Annotated in this window: 16 protein-coding genes; all 16 read left to right on the forward strand. The window is 46.2% G+C overall.

What is annotated here, in order from left to right; genetic code table 11:
- Positions 1-55 precede the first annotated feature (55 nt).
- Entirely contained in the window at positions 56-718 is a 663-nt protein-coding gene (locus RRU94_RS15045) for a flagellar brake protein (RefSeq protein ID WP_315695348.1), read from the forward strand.
- Positions 719-802: 84 nt separating this feature from the next.
- Positions 803-1,474, forward strand: a complete 672-nt coding sequence (cmk, locus tag RRU94_RS15050; protein ID WP_315695351.1) for a (d)CMP kinase — start codon at positions 803-805, stop codon at positions 1,472-1,474.
- 1 nt (position 1,475) lies between these two features.
- On the forward strand, positions 1,476-2,063 hold the full coding sequence (locus RRU94_RS15055) for a lysophospholipid acyltransferase family protein (RefSeq protein ID WP_315695353.1): 588 nt from the start codon (positions 1,476-1,478) through the stop codon (positions 2,061-2,063).
- Between the two features lie 89 nt (positions 2,064-2,152).
- A complete protein-coding gene (rpsA, locus tag RRU94_RS15060) occupies positions 2,153-3,292 on the forward strand; it encodes a 30S ribosomal protein S1 (RefSeq protein ID WP_315695355.1) in 1,140 nt (379 codons plus the stop codon).
- Between the two features lie 19 nt (positions 3,293-3,311).
- A complete protein-coding gene (gene fni / locus RRU94_RS15065) occupies positions 3,312-4,382 on the forward strand; it encodes a type 2 isopentenyl-diphosphate Delta-isomerase (protein ID WP_315695357.1) in 1,071 nt (356 codons plus the stop codon).
- A 120-nt stretch (positions 4,383-4,502) separates the two neighbouring features.
- Complete coding sequence (gene der / locus RRU94_RS15070) at positions 4,503-5,813, forward strand: ribosome biogenesis GTPase Der (RefSeq protein ID WP_309087700.1); 1,311 nt, start codon at positions 4,503-4,505, stop codon at positions 5,811-5,813.
- A 21-nt stretch (positions 5,814-5,834) separates the two neighbouring features.
- Positions 5,835-6,875, forward strand: a complete 1,041-nt coding sequence (locus RRU94_RS15075; RefSeq protein ID WP_315695360.1) for an NAD(P)H-dependent glycerol-3-phosphate dehydrogenase — start codon at positions 5,835-5,837, stop codon at positions 6,873-6,875.
- Between the two features lie 18 nt (positions 6,876-6,893).
- Positions 6,894-7,094 (forward strand): DUF2768 domain-containing protein, encoded by a 201-nt coding sequence (locus RRU94_RS15080; RefSeq protein ID WP_242233600.1) that lies wholly within the window; start codon positions 6,894-6,896, stop codon positions 7,092-7,094.
- A 21-nt stretch (positions 7,095-7,115) separates the two neighbouring features.
- Positions 7,116-7,841, forward strand: a complete 726-nt coding sequence (locus RRU94_RS15085; protein ID WP_315695363.1) for a hypothetical protein — start codon at positions 7,116-7,118, stop codon at positions 7,839-7,841.
- A gap of 675 nt (positions 7,842-8,516) precedes the next feature.
- Positions 8,517-9,992, forward strand: coding sequence for a stage IV sporulation protein A (gene spoIVA, locus RRU94_RS15090; RefSeq protein ID WP_242233602.1), 1,476 nt, complete (start codon positions 8,517-8,519; stop codon positions 9,990-9,992).
- A gap of 175 nt (positions 9,993-10,167) precedes the next feature.
- Positions 10,168-10,440 (forward strand): HU family DNA-binding protein, encoded by a 273-nt coding sequence (locus RRU94_RS15095; RefSeq protein ID WP_242233603.1) that lies wholly within the window; start codon positions 10,168-10,170, stop codon positions 10,438-10,440.
- 156 nt (positions 10,441-10,596) lie between these two features.
- Positions 10,597-11,166 carry a GTP cyclohydrolase I FolE gene (gene folE / locus RRU94_RS15100; RefSeq protein ID WP_242233604.1) on the forward strand — a complete coding sequence of 190 codons (570 nt, stop codon included), beginning with the start codon at positions 10,597-10,599 and terminating at the stop codon, positions 11,164-11,166.
- Between the two features lie 83 nt (positions 11,167-11,249).
- Positions 11,250-12,008: a heptaprenyl diphosphate synthase component 1 gene (locus RRU94_RS15105; protein WP_315695367.1), complete on the forward strand. Its 759-nt coding sequence runs from the start codon at positions 11,250-11,252 to the stop codon at positions 12,006-12,008.
- 3 nt (positions 12,009-12,011) lie between these two features.
- Positions 12,012-12,713, forward strand: coding sequence for a demethylmenaquinone methyltransferase (locus RRU94_RS15110; protein WP_315695368.1), 702 nt, complete (start codon positions 12,012-12,014; stop codon positions 12,711-12,713).
- Positions 12,714-12,741: 28 nt separating this feature from the next.
- Positions 12,742-13,704, forward strand: coding sequence for a heptaprenyl diphosphate synthase component II (hepT, locus tag RRU94_RS15115; protein ID WP_315695369.1), 963 nt, complete (start codon positions 12,742-12,744; stop codon positions 13,702-13,704).
- 95 nt (positions 13,705-13,799) lie between these two features.
- Positions 13,800-14,246 (forward strand): nucleoside-diphosphate kinase, encoded by a 447-nt coding sequence (gene ndk / locus RRU94_RS15120; RefSeq protein ID WP_315695370.1) that lies wholly within the window; start codon positions 13,800-13,802, stop codon positions 14,244-14,246.
- The last annotated feature ends 112 nt before the right edge of the window (positions 14,247-14,358 follow it).

The following is a 14,358-nucleotide window of genomic DNA, read 5'->3' on the forward strand; positions in this document are numbered from 1 at the left end:
TCCAATAAGCGTTTTGGCCTACAAAACGCAGTAAGGAAAAAAGAGAGTGATATGAATGCTTCAGCCTGGTATCGTACTGACACTGGAACCATTTGAAGAAATAGATAAAAAAGAAGAGTATCGATGCAAAGTAGTCGATATAGAAGACGGAAAGCTGTTTATTGACTACCCGGTTAGTATTCAAACAAACCGGGCGGTTTTTTTGATGGAAGGAATGCAGCTTGCTGTCAGTTTCCTTGATCCGGCTGCTTCATCCGCTGTTTTTTTATTCCGTACTGAAGTGATCGCCCGGGTCAAAAAGAAAATTCCTATGCTTGTATTGCAGGACCCGGGTTTGAATCAATATGTACGCATACAGCGCCGAAAGTTCGTACGGGTCCAAAAAGCGATTGATACAGCGGTCCACTTTGACGGAATGCCGCCTTTTTCTTCGCTGACGGAAGATATTAGTGCAGGCGGCGCAGCGATTGTACTGCCGAATTCTGTTCAGGCAGAGCCTGGGACAGAAGCCATCGTATACGGGGTGATCCCCTCTCAGCAGGCTGAACCCTTCTATTTTGAAGCGAAAGCAGAGCTGGTGCGTACCCATCAGGATGAAAAAAGCGGACGCTGCATTGGTTCCTTCGAATTTAAAGACCTCCCTTATACGGAGCAGCAAATATTAATGCGTTTCTGCTTTGAACAGCAGCTGCGGCTGCGCAGGAAAGGATTGGAATGATAAAGGACCCATCGTTTGGGTTCTTTTTTGTGTCTAAACCAATCTGTGATAAAATGAATAAGAATTTTTGGATGAGGTGACGACATGGAAAAACAACTGCAAATTGCTATTGATGGCCCTGCTGCTGCAGGAAAAAGCACAGCTGCAAAAATCGTGGCAGAACGGCTTTCTTATATTTATATTGATACAGGCGCTATGTACAGAGCGATTACGCATAAAGCGCTTAAACATAACATAGATGTAGAAGACGGGGAAGCTCTCGGAAAGCTTCTTGCCGAGACAACCATTTCACTTAAACAGGGAGAAAACGGCCAAATTGTTCTGGTGGATGGAGAAGACGTAACCGAAGTGATTCGGACAGACGAAGTAACAAACAATGTTTCGGCAGTGGCCCGTCACAGTGAAGTTCGGCGTGATATGACACGCCGCCAGCAGCAATTAGCGGCCAGAGGCGGCGTTGTGATGGATGGGCGTGATATTGGTACAAGTGTGCTTCCGGAGGCGGATGTTAAGATTTTTCTGCTGGCTGGTGTGGATGAGCGCGCAAAGCGCCGCCATACTGAAAATTTGAAAAAAGGATTTTCATCTGATTTGGAGAATTTAAAAAGAGAGATTGCCGCACGCGACAAAATGGATACAGAGAGGGAAGAGTCACCGCTTAAAAAAGCGGAAGGTGCGATTGAAATTGACACGACACATATGTCGATTGAAGAGGTAGCTGAGGCGATTATGGCTGCAGCAGGAGCGGGGGAGTAAAATGGTCACTTTTTATACATTCGCTAAAACAGTCGTAAAATCTATTTTAACCCCCGCCTACCGAATTCATATTAAAGGTCATGAACATTTTCCGAAAGAAGGCGGGGTGCTTCTTTGTGCAAACCACATTGATAATCTCGATCCGCCGATTGTAGGCATTACTTCTAAACGTCCCGTTCGCTTTATGGGGAAAGAAGAATTGTTTAAAAAGAAGTGGATGGGGAAATTAATGAAAGAACTGAATGTTTTTCCGGTAAAGCGCGGCATGAGTGACCGGGAAGCCATTCGAACTGGTTTGAAAATTTTAAAAGAAGGACAAGTTCTGGGACTTTTTCCGGAAGGCACGCGTTCGAAAAACGGCGAGTTAGGGAAAGGACTTGCCGGTGCGGGATTTTTCGCTCTTCGGACGGATGCAGCAGTTGTACCCTGTGCAATTATTGGCCCTTATAAACTAGGGAAGCCGCTGCAAGTTGTGTATGGACCGCCTATTGATATGGCTTCTCTTCGTGAGCGAAAAGCCTCAGCTGAAGAAGCAACGGAAGCTATAATGGAAGCCATCGCAAAATTAATAAAAGAGCATAAGGGCTGAGCTTCCGGCTTGACAAATTGGGCGGTTTGTAAGAAGTTAGAAGTAAGAATTTTTAAAATTGACGCAGTTTGTATTGAGGAGGATTACATATGACAGAGGATATGAACCAGGCAGAAGTGAATAACTACTCCGTTGGCGACAAAGTACGCGCTACGGTTGTGAAAGTCGAAGAAAAGCAGGTCCAGGTGGAAATTCCGGACAGCAAGAAAGACGGTATTATTCCCATCAGTGAACTGTCAAGCCTTCACGTAGAAAAAGCATCAGATGTCGTCAAAGAAGGCGACGAGCTTGAACTGCTTGTCACAAAAGAAGAAGATGATCTATATGTGTTGTCAAAACGCAAAGCCGATGCGGAAACTGCGTGGGACGACATGCAAAAACGATTTGAAGAAGGCGCTATTTTTGAAGCGGAGATTAAAGAAGTCGTTAAAGGCGGTCTCGTTGTAGATCTTGGCATCCGTGGATTTATTCCGGCTTCACTCGTAGAGGATCACTTCGTTGAAGATTTCGAAGATTACAAAGGCCGCGTAATGAAACTTAAAATCGTCGAGCTTGAACAAGATAAAAACCGGTTAATTCTTTCACACCGGGCTGTATTGGATATTGAAAAAGCAGAAAATAAACAAAAAGTGCTTGAAAACATTCAAGCAGGTAATGTGATTGATGGAAAAGTGCAGCGCTTAACTGATTTCGGCGCTTTTGTTGATATCGGCGGTGTCGATGGGCTTGTGCACATTTCCCAGCTTTCACATGAGCATGTAGAAAAACCATCCGATGTACTTACGGAAGGTCAAGAAGTAAAAGTAAAAGTGCTGTCTATTGACCGCGACAGCGAGCGAATTTCTCTATCTATTAAAGAAACACTGCCTGGACCATGGGAAAACATCGCAGATCGTGCACCAATTGGATCAGAACATGAAGGTACAGTGAAACGCCTTGTTTCATATGGTGCGTTTGTAGAAGTGTTCCCAGGCGTAGAAGGTCTCGTTCATATTTCTCAAATCTCTAACCGCCACATTGGCACTCCTCATGAAGTATTGGAAGAAGGACAGACTGTTAGAGTAAAAGTGCTGGATGCCAATGAGCAGGAGCATCGTTTATCGCTCAGCATGAAATCATTTGAAGAAGCGGAGCCGGAAGAAACGGTTGATTCCTATGAATTACCGGAAGAAAGCTCAGGCTTCCAAATCGGTGATATTTTAGGCGACCAGCTAAAAGATTTAAAATAAACAAGACGGTGATGACAACTTGAGCAGAGCGGAACGTAAGATTGACCATATTCATTATGCATTGTCAACGGGACAAAGCCGGCGGACAGGATTGGATCATATTCAATTTGTTCACCAGAGCCTCCCGGGTTCCTCTGTCAAAGATATATCGCTATCAACGGAAATCGGCGGACTTCAGTGGAGTTCGCCGATTTTTGTGAATGCGATGACAGGCGGAGGCGGAGAAGTGACAGCGCGCATTAATACGCAGTTAGCAGAAGCAGCCGCAGCATGCGGCATCCCAATGGCTGTCGGTTCTCAAATGTCAGCGCTTCGCCATCCGGAAGAAAGAGCCACGTTTGAAGCCGCCCGGAAAGCTAATCCAAAGGGCATCATGATGGCGAATATCGGAGCGGAGGCATCAGTGGAAGAAGCTCGTGCCGTGTGTGAGATGATTGAAGCAGACATTCTGCAAATCCATTTAAATGTCGTTCAGGAACTTGCGATGCCTGAAGGGGATCGGGATTTTCGTGGAGCTGTTGACCGGATTGCTTCTATTTGCGAAACGGTAAAGGTACCGGTGATTGTAAAAGAAACCGGTTTCGGGATAAGCGCTGAAACGGCCCGGCTATTAAATGATCTTCCGTTGGCAGCAATTGATACAGCGGGGTTTGGCGGAACAAACTTTGCTGCTGTTGAAAATGAGCGGGCCGCACGCCCTCTTGCTTTTTTCAACAGCTGGGGCATTCCGACTGCTGTATCTATTGTTGAAGCCCTTTCGGGGGCTCCAGGTCGTCCTGTTATCGCTTCAGGCGGTCTGCAATATGCTGATGATGTGGTGAAATCATTGGCACTGGGCGCTTCAGCAGCCGGGTTGTCCGGCTTTCTGCTAAACGTATTGATGACAAACGGACAGGAAGCCCTGGTAGAGCATATCGAACAAATGAAAGCAGATATAAAAATGATGATGTGCGCGCTCGGTGCCCGGTCCATTTCCCATCTTCACAGCGTTCCGCTTATCATCTCAGGAGAAACGTGCCAATGGCTGCAGGCCCGTGGGTTAAAGCCAGAGCGATTTGCTCTCCGCGTGCCGGTGCCATTTGATTCATAACCAAAATATGATAAAATAAATTGTTGATTGAACCCCTTCTCATAGTAGAAGGGTTTTCTTTTGAACAAAATAAAGAAGTACTGAGAATAAATTGGGTGAACCATTGAAGGGAAAGATGTAATGATGAAACGGACTGTTGCGATCGTTGGAAGGCCAAACGTAGGTAAATCAACGATTTTTAACCGGATTGCCGGTGAGCGTATTTCGATTGTCGAAGATGTGCCGGGTGTAACCCGCGACCGTATCTACAGTTCAGGCGAGTGGCTGACGCATGAATTTAACTTGATTGATACAGGCGGTATTGACTTGGGTGATGAGCCTTTTCTAGACCAAATTCGCCAGCAGGCTGAAATTGCCATTGATGAAGCGGATGTGATTATTTTTATTGTAAATGGCCGTGAAGGGGTCACATCGGCAGACGAAGAAGTAGCCAAAATTTTATACCGGTCTAAAAAGCCAATTGTACTTGGTGTAAATAAAATTGATAACCCGGATATGCGGACGGATATTTATGATTTTTATTCACTTGGTTTCGGTGAGATTTTTCCGATTTCCGGTTCGCACGGTATTGGCCTTGGAGATTTGCTTGACGAAGTTGTCTCGCATTTTCCGACTGGAGAAGACAAACCGTACGAAGATGATGTCATTAAATTTTCATTAATTGGCCGTCCGAATGTAGGAAAGTCGTCTCTTACAAATGCGCTGCTCGGAGAAGACCGTGTTATTGTCAGTGATATTGCAGGCACAACACGCGATGCGGTTGACTCTCCTTACACGTACAATGGCCAAAAGTATGTAATCATTGACACAGCCGGGATGAGAAAACGCGGTAAAGTGTATGAGACAACTGAAAAATACAGCGTACTGCGTGCGATGAGAGCGATCGAACGCTCTGACGTTGTGCTGGTCGTGTTAAATGCTGAGGAAGGCATTCGTGAACAGGATAAGCACATTGCCGGCTACGCGCATGAAGCAGGACGGGCTGTTGTGATTGTTGTAAACAAATGGGATGCTGTTGAAAAAGATGAAAAAACAATGGGTGAATTTGAAGAAAACATCCGCAGTCATTTTCAATTTTTAGACTATGCACCTATCGTGTTTTTGTCTGCCAAGACGAAAAAACGAATTCATACACTGATGCCATATATTGACCGGGCAAGCGAAAGCCACTCAATGCGAGTTCAATCAAGTGTGTTGAATGATGTCATTACCGATGCTGTGGCGATGAATCCAGCACCGGCAGACAAAGGAAAACGGCTGCGTGTTTATTATGCAACACAGGTTTCGGTCAAGCCGCCAACGTTTGTTGTATTTGTGAACGAGCCGGAACTCATGCATTTCTCTTATCTCCGCTTTCTTGAAAACCGCATTCGTGATGCGTTCTCATTTGAAGGAACGCCGATTCACATTATTGCGCGCGCAAGAAAATAAGAAGGAAAGGCTGTGTTTCATATGACAGAAAAAGTTGCAGTGCTGGGGGCAGGGAGCTGGGGAACAGCTCTTGCCCTTGTGCTTGCCGACAATGGCCTCCATGTGACCATGTGGGCGAAAAATGAAGAGCGGATAGCCGAATTAAATACACATCATACAAACAGCCGGTATTTGCCGGATATTTCACTGCCTGCCTCTATTCGCGGCACAACATCACTTTCTGAGGTACTTGAAGGATGCAGTACGGTTGTGCTTGCTGTGCCAACAAAAGCGATCCGGGAAGTGGCACGGCAAATCGTTCAGACGGCTTCATCACCGGTTACCGTTGTACATGTGTCTAAAGGAATTGAACCCGATTCACTGCTTCGCATTTCTGAGATGATTGAGCAGGAAATGCCTGAAAGTGTACTGAAAGACGTAGTGGTACTGTCAGGACCTTCCCATGCAGAAGAAGTAAGCCTTCGCCACCCAACAACCGTGGCGGTGTCTTCCCGCTCGCTAGAAGCGGCTCAACGCATTCAGGACTTATTTATGAACCAGAACTTCCGGGTTTACACAAATCCAGACATGATTGGTGTAGAAATCGGCGGCGCGCTCAAAAATATTATCGCACTTGCCGCTGGAATTTCGGACGGGCTCGGCTATGGTGACAATGCAAAAGCAGCGCTTATTACCCGCGGATTGGCGGAAATTGCCCGGCTTGGCACAAAGATGGGAGCGAATCCGCTTACCTTCTCGGGTCTTGCCGGTATTGGCGATTTAATCGTCACGTGCACAAGTGTTCATTCAAGAAACTGGCGGGCTGGAAATATGCTCGGCCAGGGCAAAAAGCTGGATGAAGTGCTCGAAAGTATGGGGATGGTTGTGGAAGGAGTCCGCACGACAAAAGCTGGTTATCAGCTTTCTCAAAAATATGATGTGCAAATGCCAATTACACAAGCACTCTATCATATTTTATTTAAAGAGCAGGATCCTAAAAAAGCCGTAGATGATTTAATGGCACGTGTAAAAAAACATGAGCTGGAAGACTTAATCGATATTTTAGATACAAAGCGGGATTAGTGGAAAGGACGAACGCCCATGTCACCATCCATGCTGAAAATGTGGATTTCATTTGCCGGAATGGGGCTGATGATTGTCTCTATTTTTTCAATCTACATGAGCCGTTACAAGTTTCGTAACCGCTTTTTAAAAGGAATAACCGCACTTTTCGCTTATATATGCATGATTGTCGGCGGGCTTATTGTTGTTTATGTGGTTTTGAGCGGCCCGACCCGTTAATGAAGGGGTGAACCAGTAACCATGATAAGGAGAAACAGCCTGCTTCTTTTTTGGACGGCAGCGCTCTCTTTCATATTAAGCGGCTGCTTATATCCTGAGGAGAAGTTAAGGCAAAATGAACAGCCGTATGAAGACCAGTTACGAGCCGTTCAAACGGCGGTTGATCAATTCCAAAGGGAAGAGGATGGCATTTTGCCGATTAAAACAAAGGAAAATAATCCCGATCTTTATGAAAAGTATCCGGTTGATTTTGGAAAAATCTCACCTCGTTTTATGGCGGAGCCGCCAGGGAATGCGTTTGAAAGTGGCGGCATTTACCAGTACGTACTTGTAGATGTCGAAAAAAATCCAACCGTCAAACTGATTGATTTGCGCATAGCTGAACAAATTCGAAGCGTGAATATTCGCCTTCTTGCCCACAATTATCCTCCTTTTAAAGAGACACTGGCCGATAATGTATATTCACTCGATTTTAAGGAACTTGGATTTGCAGAAGAGCCTTATGTAACAAGTCCTTATTCCGGACGGCAGCTTCCACTGGTCATAAGTGGTGACGGAACGCTTTATGTAGATTATGCGGCTGATTTGTATACAGCCCTTCAAAAATTGGACAAGCTTCCTGCGCCTGGCCAAGATATTCGCAGCCTGCTTATCGAGTCTTCTCCGATTGTACCGGCATTTTCACTGCCTTATACGGTCGATGAACAAGGAGAGCCTGTTTTTATGAATAAAAAGAAGCCTGCTTAACATGCAGGCTTGAGACTGACGGCAAAGTCGTCAGTCTTTTTTTATGAAAGTTTTCACCGCCGAAAACGAGCAGGAGACTTTTTGAGAAACCTCACTTTTTAAAAAGAGCCGATAGGGGAAGCCGGCCGTACTTCGCGCATCCTAGGGCAGTGCGGGAGCTTCCTCGGCGCATGCGCCTGCGGGGTCTCCCGACTCACTGTGCATCCCGCAGGAGTCTTCGTCCGGCCGGCTTCCCCATTTGTTCTGAAAAAGCAGCAAGAAGTGCATCTCCACCTGCCTTTTATCGCTTTGGTGATAGGGCAGGGATGTGTATCTATTAAGCTGTGCAGTCTTATTTAACCGCACAGGCGGCGGGGGGAGGGTGTGGCGAAGACTCCTATGGGACTAGCGGGCCAGCTGAGACCGGCTGGGCAGCACGGCTGGAAAGACGGGCTCAGCGCCTGCCCCATGGAAAGCGAAGCCGCGCATCCGCCGCCTTGTCGGCTCTCATCCCAACCGCCTGCACACCTTGCATAAAAAAGACATGAAAGAAATCCTTTCCCAATAGATTTTATTTGTCTACAATCTGAAGCCTGCTTAACATGCAGGCTTCTTTTTTTGCATACATTTAAAAAAACGCTCATACACTGTATGGCAGGCGGCGGACGAGCCGTTCGAAACGGGAGGGGGCTGCTGATGGAAAATACAGAAGTCATTAAGGATATTGCCGAGCGGACCGAAGGCGATATTTATTTAGGCGTTGTCGGTGCTGTCAGGACGGGGAAATCAACATTTATAAAGAAGTTTATGGAGCTTTTGGTGCTGCCGAACATGGATAGTGAATCGGAACGGCGCCGTGCACAGGATGAACTGCCGCAAAGCGCATCCGGCAAAACCATTATGACGACAGAACCAAAATTTGTTCCGAGTCGTGCGGCGGCTGTGCAGGCGGGCGGTGTGCTCGTTAATATTCGGCTGGTAGACTGTGTAGGCTATGTTGTGCCAGAAGCGAAAGGATATGAAGATGAACACGGTCCACGGATGATTCAGACACCATGGCATGATGAACCGATTCCGTTCGATGAAGCAGCGGATATTGGAACGAGAAAGGTGATTGAAGAGCATTCGACGATTGGGGTAGTGGTCACAACAGACGGGTCATTCGGTGAACTGCGCCGCCACACTTATATTGAGGCGGAGGAACGGGCCGTTGCAGGATTAAAAGAAGTAGGCAAGCCTTTTATCTTGATTATAAACTCGGCCCGGCCTGAAAATTTGGAAACTTTAGAGCTGCAGCAGGAGCTGGCCGAAAAATATGATATTCCGGTTCTCGCCATGTCGGTTGAATCGATGACAGAATCGAACGTGCTGCATGTTTTGCAGGAAGCTTTATTTGAATTCCCGGTTCATGAAGTGAACGTTCATCTTCCTTCCTGGATTATGGCGTTAGATGAATCACATTGGCTTCGGGATAAATACAACGAAATGGTAAAAGAAACGGTCAAGGATATTAAAAGGCTCCGTGATGTGAACCGTGTTGTCGACCAGTTTGGCGGCGGTGAGTATATTGAGTCCGCTGTCTTAACAGGAATGGATATGGGGCAGGGAATTGCAGAAATCAACGTGAATGCGCCAAATGGCTTGTATGAAAAGATCGTCAACGAAATTATTGGGGAACCATTACGCGGCAAAGAGCATTTGCTAGAAATTATCCAAGATTATGCTCATATTAAGGAAGAATATGGGCAGGTAGAAGAAGCGCTGAGAATGGTCAAGCAGACCGGTTACGGTGTAGCGGTTCCGTCCATCAACGAAATGCGCTTGGAAGAACCAAAAATTATTCGCCACGGCTCGCGTTATGGCGTACGGATGAAAGCAGTGGCGCCATCTATTCACATGATTCAAGTAGATGTTGAATCGGAATTTTCACCGATCATCGGCTCAGAAAAACAAAGTGAAGAGCTCGTTCATCACGTGATGAAAGACTTCGAAGATGATCCGCTGTCCGTTTGGAACAGTGACATTTTCGGGCGTAATTTAAGCTCTATCGTCCGGGACGGTATTCAGTCGAAAGTATCCTTGATGCCTGATCATGCCCGAAGCAAGTTAAAAGATACGCTTGAAAAAATCATCAATGAAGGCTCAGGCGGAATGATTGCGATACTGCTTTAAAACGGGCTAGACTCTCAAAATGGGAGTCTTTTTTTAATGAAACCGGGGAAAATACCCGTTTAAGGTGGATTCTGCTTGATATGCCCGAACACATGTGATAATCTTTTAACAGAATTACGGTAAAACATTGATATAACAATGTTTATCGGGTCTCATGCGGGAGGAGGTGAATGGCATGAACAAAACTGACTTGATCAATGAAGTTGCAGAAACAGCAGAACTTTCTAAGAAAGACGCGACAAAAGCGGTTGATGCTCTTTTCGATGCCATCCAAGAAACATTGGCAAAAGGCGACAAAGTACAATTGATTGGTTTCGGTAACTTTGAGGTGCGTGAGCGTTCAGCACGTAAAGGACGTAACCCACAAACAGGTGAAGAAATCGAAATCGCTGCGAGCAAAGTACCGGCATTTAAACCGGGTAAAGCGCTTAAAGACGCGGTTAAATAAGTACATAGCCTACTCTGGCTAAAGCGGGACTGCCCCCATTGGGCAGTCTCTTTTTTTGAACACTTCACTTTGCCCGGAGTTGACCCGATATGCTAAGATGAAGTGCAGTACAAATAATATTACACATGCAATACATGTATACAGGAGTGGATAAAAATGGCTGAAGTAGATCACGCCAAAATTCAGCAGGCCGTACGCCTGATTTTAGAAGCGGTTGGTGAAAACCCGGACCGGGAAGGTCTTCAAGATACACCGAAACGGGTAGCGAAAATGTATGAAGAAGCATTTTCAGGTCTTCACGTGGATCCAAGATTTTATTTCGAAACTGTATTTGAAGAGCAATATGAAGAGCTTGTTCTTGTAAAGGACATTCCTTTTTACTCGATGTGTGAGCATCACCTTGTGCCGTTTTTCGGCCATGCTCACGTAGCGTATATGCCAAAAGGCGGGAAAGTAACCGGCTTAAGCAAGCTGGCACGGGCTGTTGAATCGGTTGCCCGCCGTCCGCAGCTGCAGGAACGGATTACAAATGAAGTAGCAGACGCCATTATGGACATGCTTCAGCCGCAAGGGGTAATGGTGATTGTGCAAGCGGAGCATATGTGCATGGCTATGCGCGGGGTGAAAAAGCCAGGCGCTAAAACGGTCACCACAGCCGCACGTGGTTTGTACGAAAATGACGCCCAGCTTCGGACCGAGCTGCTCTCGCTCATTCGTTCGTCATGAGAACACGAGTGTGATATACTAAGTTTGCGTAATGAAAAGGAACGAAACGATTTGAAATGATTTGCGAGTGAGGGGTTTTCACAATGAAGGAGTGGCAGGAGCAACAGAGTACACTACTTGAAGAAATCAATCGGGCATGCCGGCAGCCTTTTTTAGATAAAGTGATCGGCAGGCCGGTTATAAACCCGCTTCGGGCATCTGCTTTAATGCTGGCATTTACAGACGAGGAAAGAAAAAGTGAACAGGTGCAAAAGCTGATGCAGGCAGCTGTTCTCATTGGGCTGGCAATGGATGTACATGATGCCATTCCGTCTGTGACCAAAGAAATCACACAAAAAAACCAGCTGATCGTATTAGCGGGTGATTATTTCAGCGGGATGTATTACCGGACCCTTGCAGAAGCGGGCTGTGTCCACTGGGTAGGCGTTCTTGCAGGAGCGGTAAAAAGGGTGAATGAAGCGAAAACATCGCTTCATCGGTATCAGCTTGAAACAAAAGACGCCATATTGAACGCTGTTGCAGTGATTGAAGGCGATATTATTGGCGCCGTGCACATCGAAAAGGGTACAGATGAAATAATGGCTCGTGCCCTGCGGCAGCTTTTGACGGCAGACCGGCTTCTTCGTGAGAAAAATGAGCCCTTTATTCTTTTTGAAGCATTAAAACAACAATACGAGACAGACCAGCAGGTCATCGAGGTTATCGAGCAGCGGCTTAAAGAGATCCATGCGGATGTAACAAAGTGTATAGAAAGCATAGATTCCTATAAAGCGGCTGTCATTGAAGCGGAGCGTGACCGCCTTTTTGGCAGCAGGCCGCTTCGGCTCGTGGAAGAAGGGTGACAAATGCAGCAATCTAAAGAAGAAAAAGTGCACAGTGTATTTCAAAAAATATACGGTAACTACGATAAAATGAATTCTATTATCAGCTTTCAGCAGCACAAGCGCTGGCGAAATGAAACAATGAAAATCATGAATGTGCCTAAAGGTGCAAAAGCGCTTGATGTATGCTGCGGAACAGGCGATTGGACAATAGCGCTGGCGGAAGCCGTGGGGCCGCATGGAGTGGTCAAGGGGCTTGATTTCAGTGAAAATATGCTCGTTGTTGGCAGGCAGAAAATAGAGGCCGCCGGTTTGGAACAGGTAGAACTGATTCACGGCAACGCAATGGAGCTTCCGTTCGAAGACGATACGTTTGATTTTGTGACGATTGGTTTTGGTCTTCGAAATGTACCGGATTATATGCAGGTGCTTTCAGAGATGCGCCGTGTGTTAAAACCAGGTGGAACGGTCGTATGCCTCGAAACAAGCCAGCCGCAAATGCCTGTTTTTAAGGAAGGATACGAGCTGTATTTCCGCTTCATCATGCCGGCGGTTGGCCGTCTTTTCGCAAAAAGCTATGAAGAATATTCATGGCTGCAGGAATCAGCGCGCCATTTTCCAGACATGAAAGAGCTTGCCCGTATGTTTCAGCAGGCCGGCTTTCAAAATGTGCGTTTTAAAGCTCACACAGGCGGTGTAGCTGCCACACATTACGGAAACAAATAATACTAGACCAAGAGCCGGGTGAAAAGAAATGAACATAAAACTAATTTATACGCGGTTAAAAGCGGATATCGATTTGATTGAGCAGGAGCTGGAACACGCCGTTCGTTCGTCATCGTCCATTCTGGAGGAGGCGTCTGTACATCTTCTTCAAGCAGGCGGAAAACGCATTCGCCCGGTAATGCTTCTGCTTGGCGCGAAGTTTGGTGATTACGATATTCATCGTGTGAAATATGCAGCTGCTTCTCTTGAATTGATTCACATGGCTTCACTTGTTCACGACGACGTTATTGATGATGCCGTTATCCGCCGGGGAGAGCACACGGTTAAAGCGGAGTGGGATAACCGGATCGCCATGTATGCCGGCAATTACATTTTTGCCGCTGCGCTTGACTCTATGACAAAAATTGAAGAAGTAGAGGCTCATCAGATTCTATCCCATACGATGACAGAGCTGTGTATCGGAGAAATCATTCAAATTCAGGATAAGTACCGGTATGATCAGCATCTGCGCGATTACCTTCGCCGCATCAAGAGAAAAACGGCTATTTTGATCGCAGCCAGCTGCCAGCTTGGGGCTATTGCAGCGGGCGCTCCGGCTTCGATCCACCGGAAGCTGTACGATTTCGGCTACAATGTAGGGATGTCTTTTCAAATTACCGATGATATTCTCGACTTTACAGCAAGTGAAAAAGAACTGGGCAAACCAGCCGGCGGTGACCTCCTTCAAGGAAACATTACGCTTCCTGTTTTGTATGCGATGCAGGATAGTGACATGCGTGCGCGCATTACTTCTATTCACGCTCATTCAAGCCGTGAAGAAATAGATGATATTATTGTCCGCTTAAAGCGCAGCGATGCGATTGAACAGTCTCATGCGTTAAGCAGAAGATATCTCGATCGGGCACTGGCTATTTTAACAGAATTACCGCCGGGCCGGCACCGGAATTCATTACGTGATATTGCCCATTTTATTGGCAAAAGAAAATATTAATTTTTTCCATGAAAGCGTTGTAAATTTACAAAAGAAGTGTTACGATTCATCTTGTCCGCATGTAAGCGGTATACATAACACAGGAGTGGTGAAAGATGGAGCAAACATACTTAATGGTAAAACCTGATGGAGTACAGCGTGGTTTGATTGGGGAAATTGTGTCGCGTTTTGAGAAAAAAGGCTTCCGCCTTGTGGCTGCAAAGCTGATGCATATAACACCTGAAACAGCTCAACAGCACTACGGGGAACATAAAGAACGCCCATTTTTCGGTGAATTAGTAGATTTTATTACTTCTGGACCTGTTTTCGCCATGGTGTGGGAAGGTGAAAATGTCATTGCGACTGCTCGTCAAATGATGGGGGCTACAAATCCAAAAGATGCAGCACCAGCAACGATTCGCGGTGATTTTGGCGTTATTGTAGGGAAAAATGTCATTCATGGTTCCGATTCTCCTGAAAGCGCCAAGCGTGAAATCAGCCTTTTCTTCCAAGAAAATGAGCTGACAGCGTACGAAAAATCAGGATCTGAATGGGTCTACTAATCATTCCTGGAGTTTTCAGCCGGCTGGGCTGGAAACTCTTTTTTTTGTGAAATTTTTCCCACTTCTTTTCCCGAGATCAGCTATAATAAAGAAAAAAGAAGCGAATCGACAG

The sequence above is a fragment of the Domibacillus sp. DTU_2020_1001157_1_SI_ALB_TIR_016 genome, from assembly GCF_032341995.1.
Classification (GTDB): Bacteria; Bacillota; Bacilli; order Bacillales; family Domibacillaceae; genus Domibacillus; species Domibacillus indicus_A.

Excerpts from the sequence above, each read along its gene's own strand:
- RRU94_RS15045 (WP_315695348.1), top strand. The coding sequence starts at position 56 with ATGCTTCAGCCTGGTATCGTACTGACACTGGAACCATTTGAAGAAATA.
- cmk (WP_315695351.1), top strand. The coding sequence starts at position 803 with ATGGAAAAACAACTGCAAATTGCTATTGATGGCCCTGCTGCTGCAGGA.
- RRU94_RS15055 (WP_315695353.1), top strand. The coding sequence starts at position 1,476 with ATGGTCACTTTTTATACATTCGCTAAAACAGTCGTAAAATCTATTTTA.
- rpsA (WP_315695355.1), top strand. The coding sequence starts at position 2,153 with ATGACAGAGGATATGAACCAGGCAGAAGTGAATAACTACTCCGTTGGC.
- der (WP_309087700.1), top strand. The coding sequence starts at position 4,503 with ATGATGAAACGGACTGTTGCGATCGTTGGAAGGCCAAACGTAGGTAAA.
- RRU94_RS15075 (WP_315695360.1), top strand. The coding sequence starts at position 5,835 with ATGACAGAAAAAGTTGCAGTGCTGGGGGCAGGGAGCTGGGGAACAGCT.
- RRU94_RS15080 (WP_242233600.1), top strand. The coding sequence starts at position 6,894 with ATGTCACCATCCATGCTGAAAATGTGGATTTCATTTGCCGGAATGGGG.
- RRU94_RS15085 (WP_315695363.1), top strand. The coding sequence starts at position 7,116 with ATGATAAGGAGAAACAGCCTGCTTCTTTTTTGGACGGCAGCGCTCTCT.
- spoIVA (WP_242233602.1), top strand. The coding sequence starts at position 8,517 with ATGGAAAATACAGAAGTCATTAAGGATATTGCCGAGCGGACCGAAGGC.
- RRU94_RS15095 (WP_242233603.1), top strand. The coding sequence starts at position 10,168 with ATGAACAAAACTGACTTGATCAATGAAGTTGCAGAAACAGCAGAACTT.
- folE (WP_242233604.1), top strand. The coding sequence starts at position 10,597 with ATGGCTGAAGTAGATCACGCCAAAATTCAGCAGGCCGTACGCCTGATT.
- RRU94_RS15105 (WP_315695367.1), top strand. The coding sequence starts at position 11,250 with ATGAAGGAGTGGCAGGAGCAACAGAGTACACTACTTGAAGAAATCAAT.
- RRU94_RS15110 (WP_315695368.1), top strand. The coding sequence starts at position 12,012 with ATGCAGCAATCTAAAGAAGAAAAAGTGCACAGTGTATTTCAAAAAATA.
- hepT (WP_315695369.1), top strand. The coding sequence starts at position 12,742 with ATGAACATAAAACTAATTTATACGCGGTTAAAAGCGGATATCGATTTG.
- ndk (WP_315695370.1), top strand. The coding sequence starts at position 13,800 with ATGGAGCAAACATACTTAATGGTAAAACCTGATGGAGTACAGCGTGGT.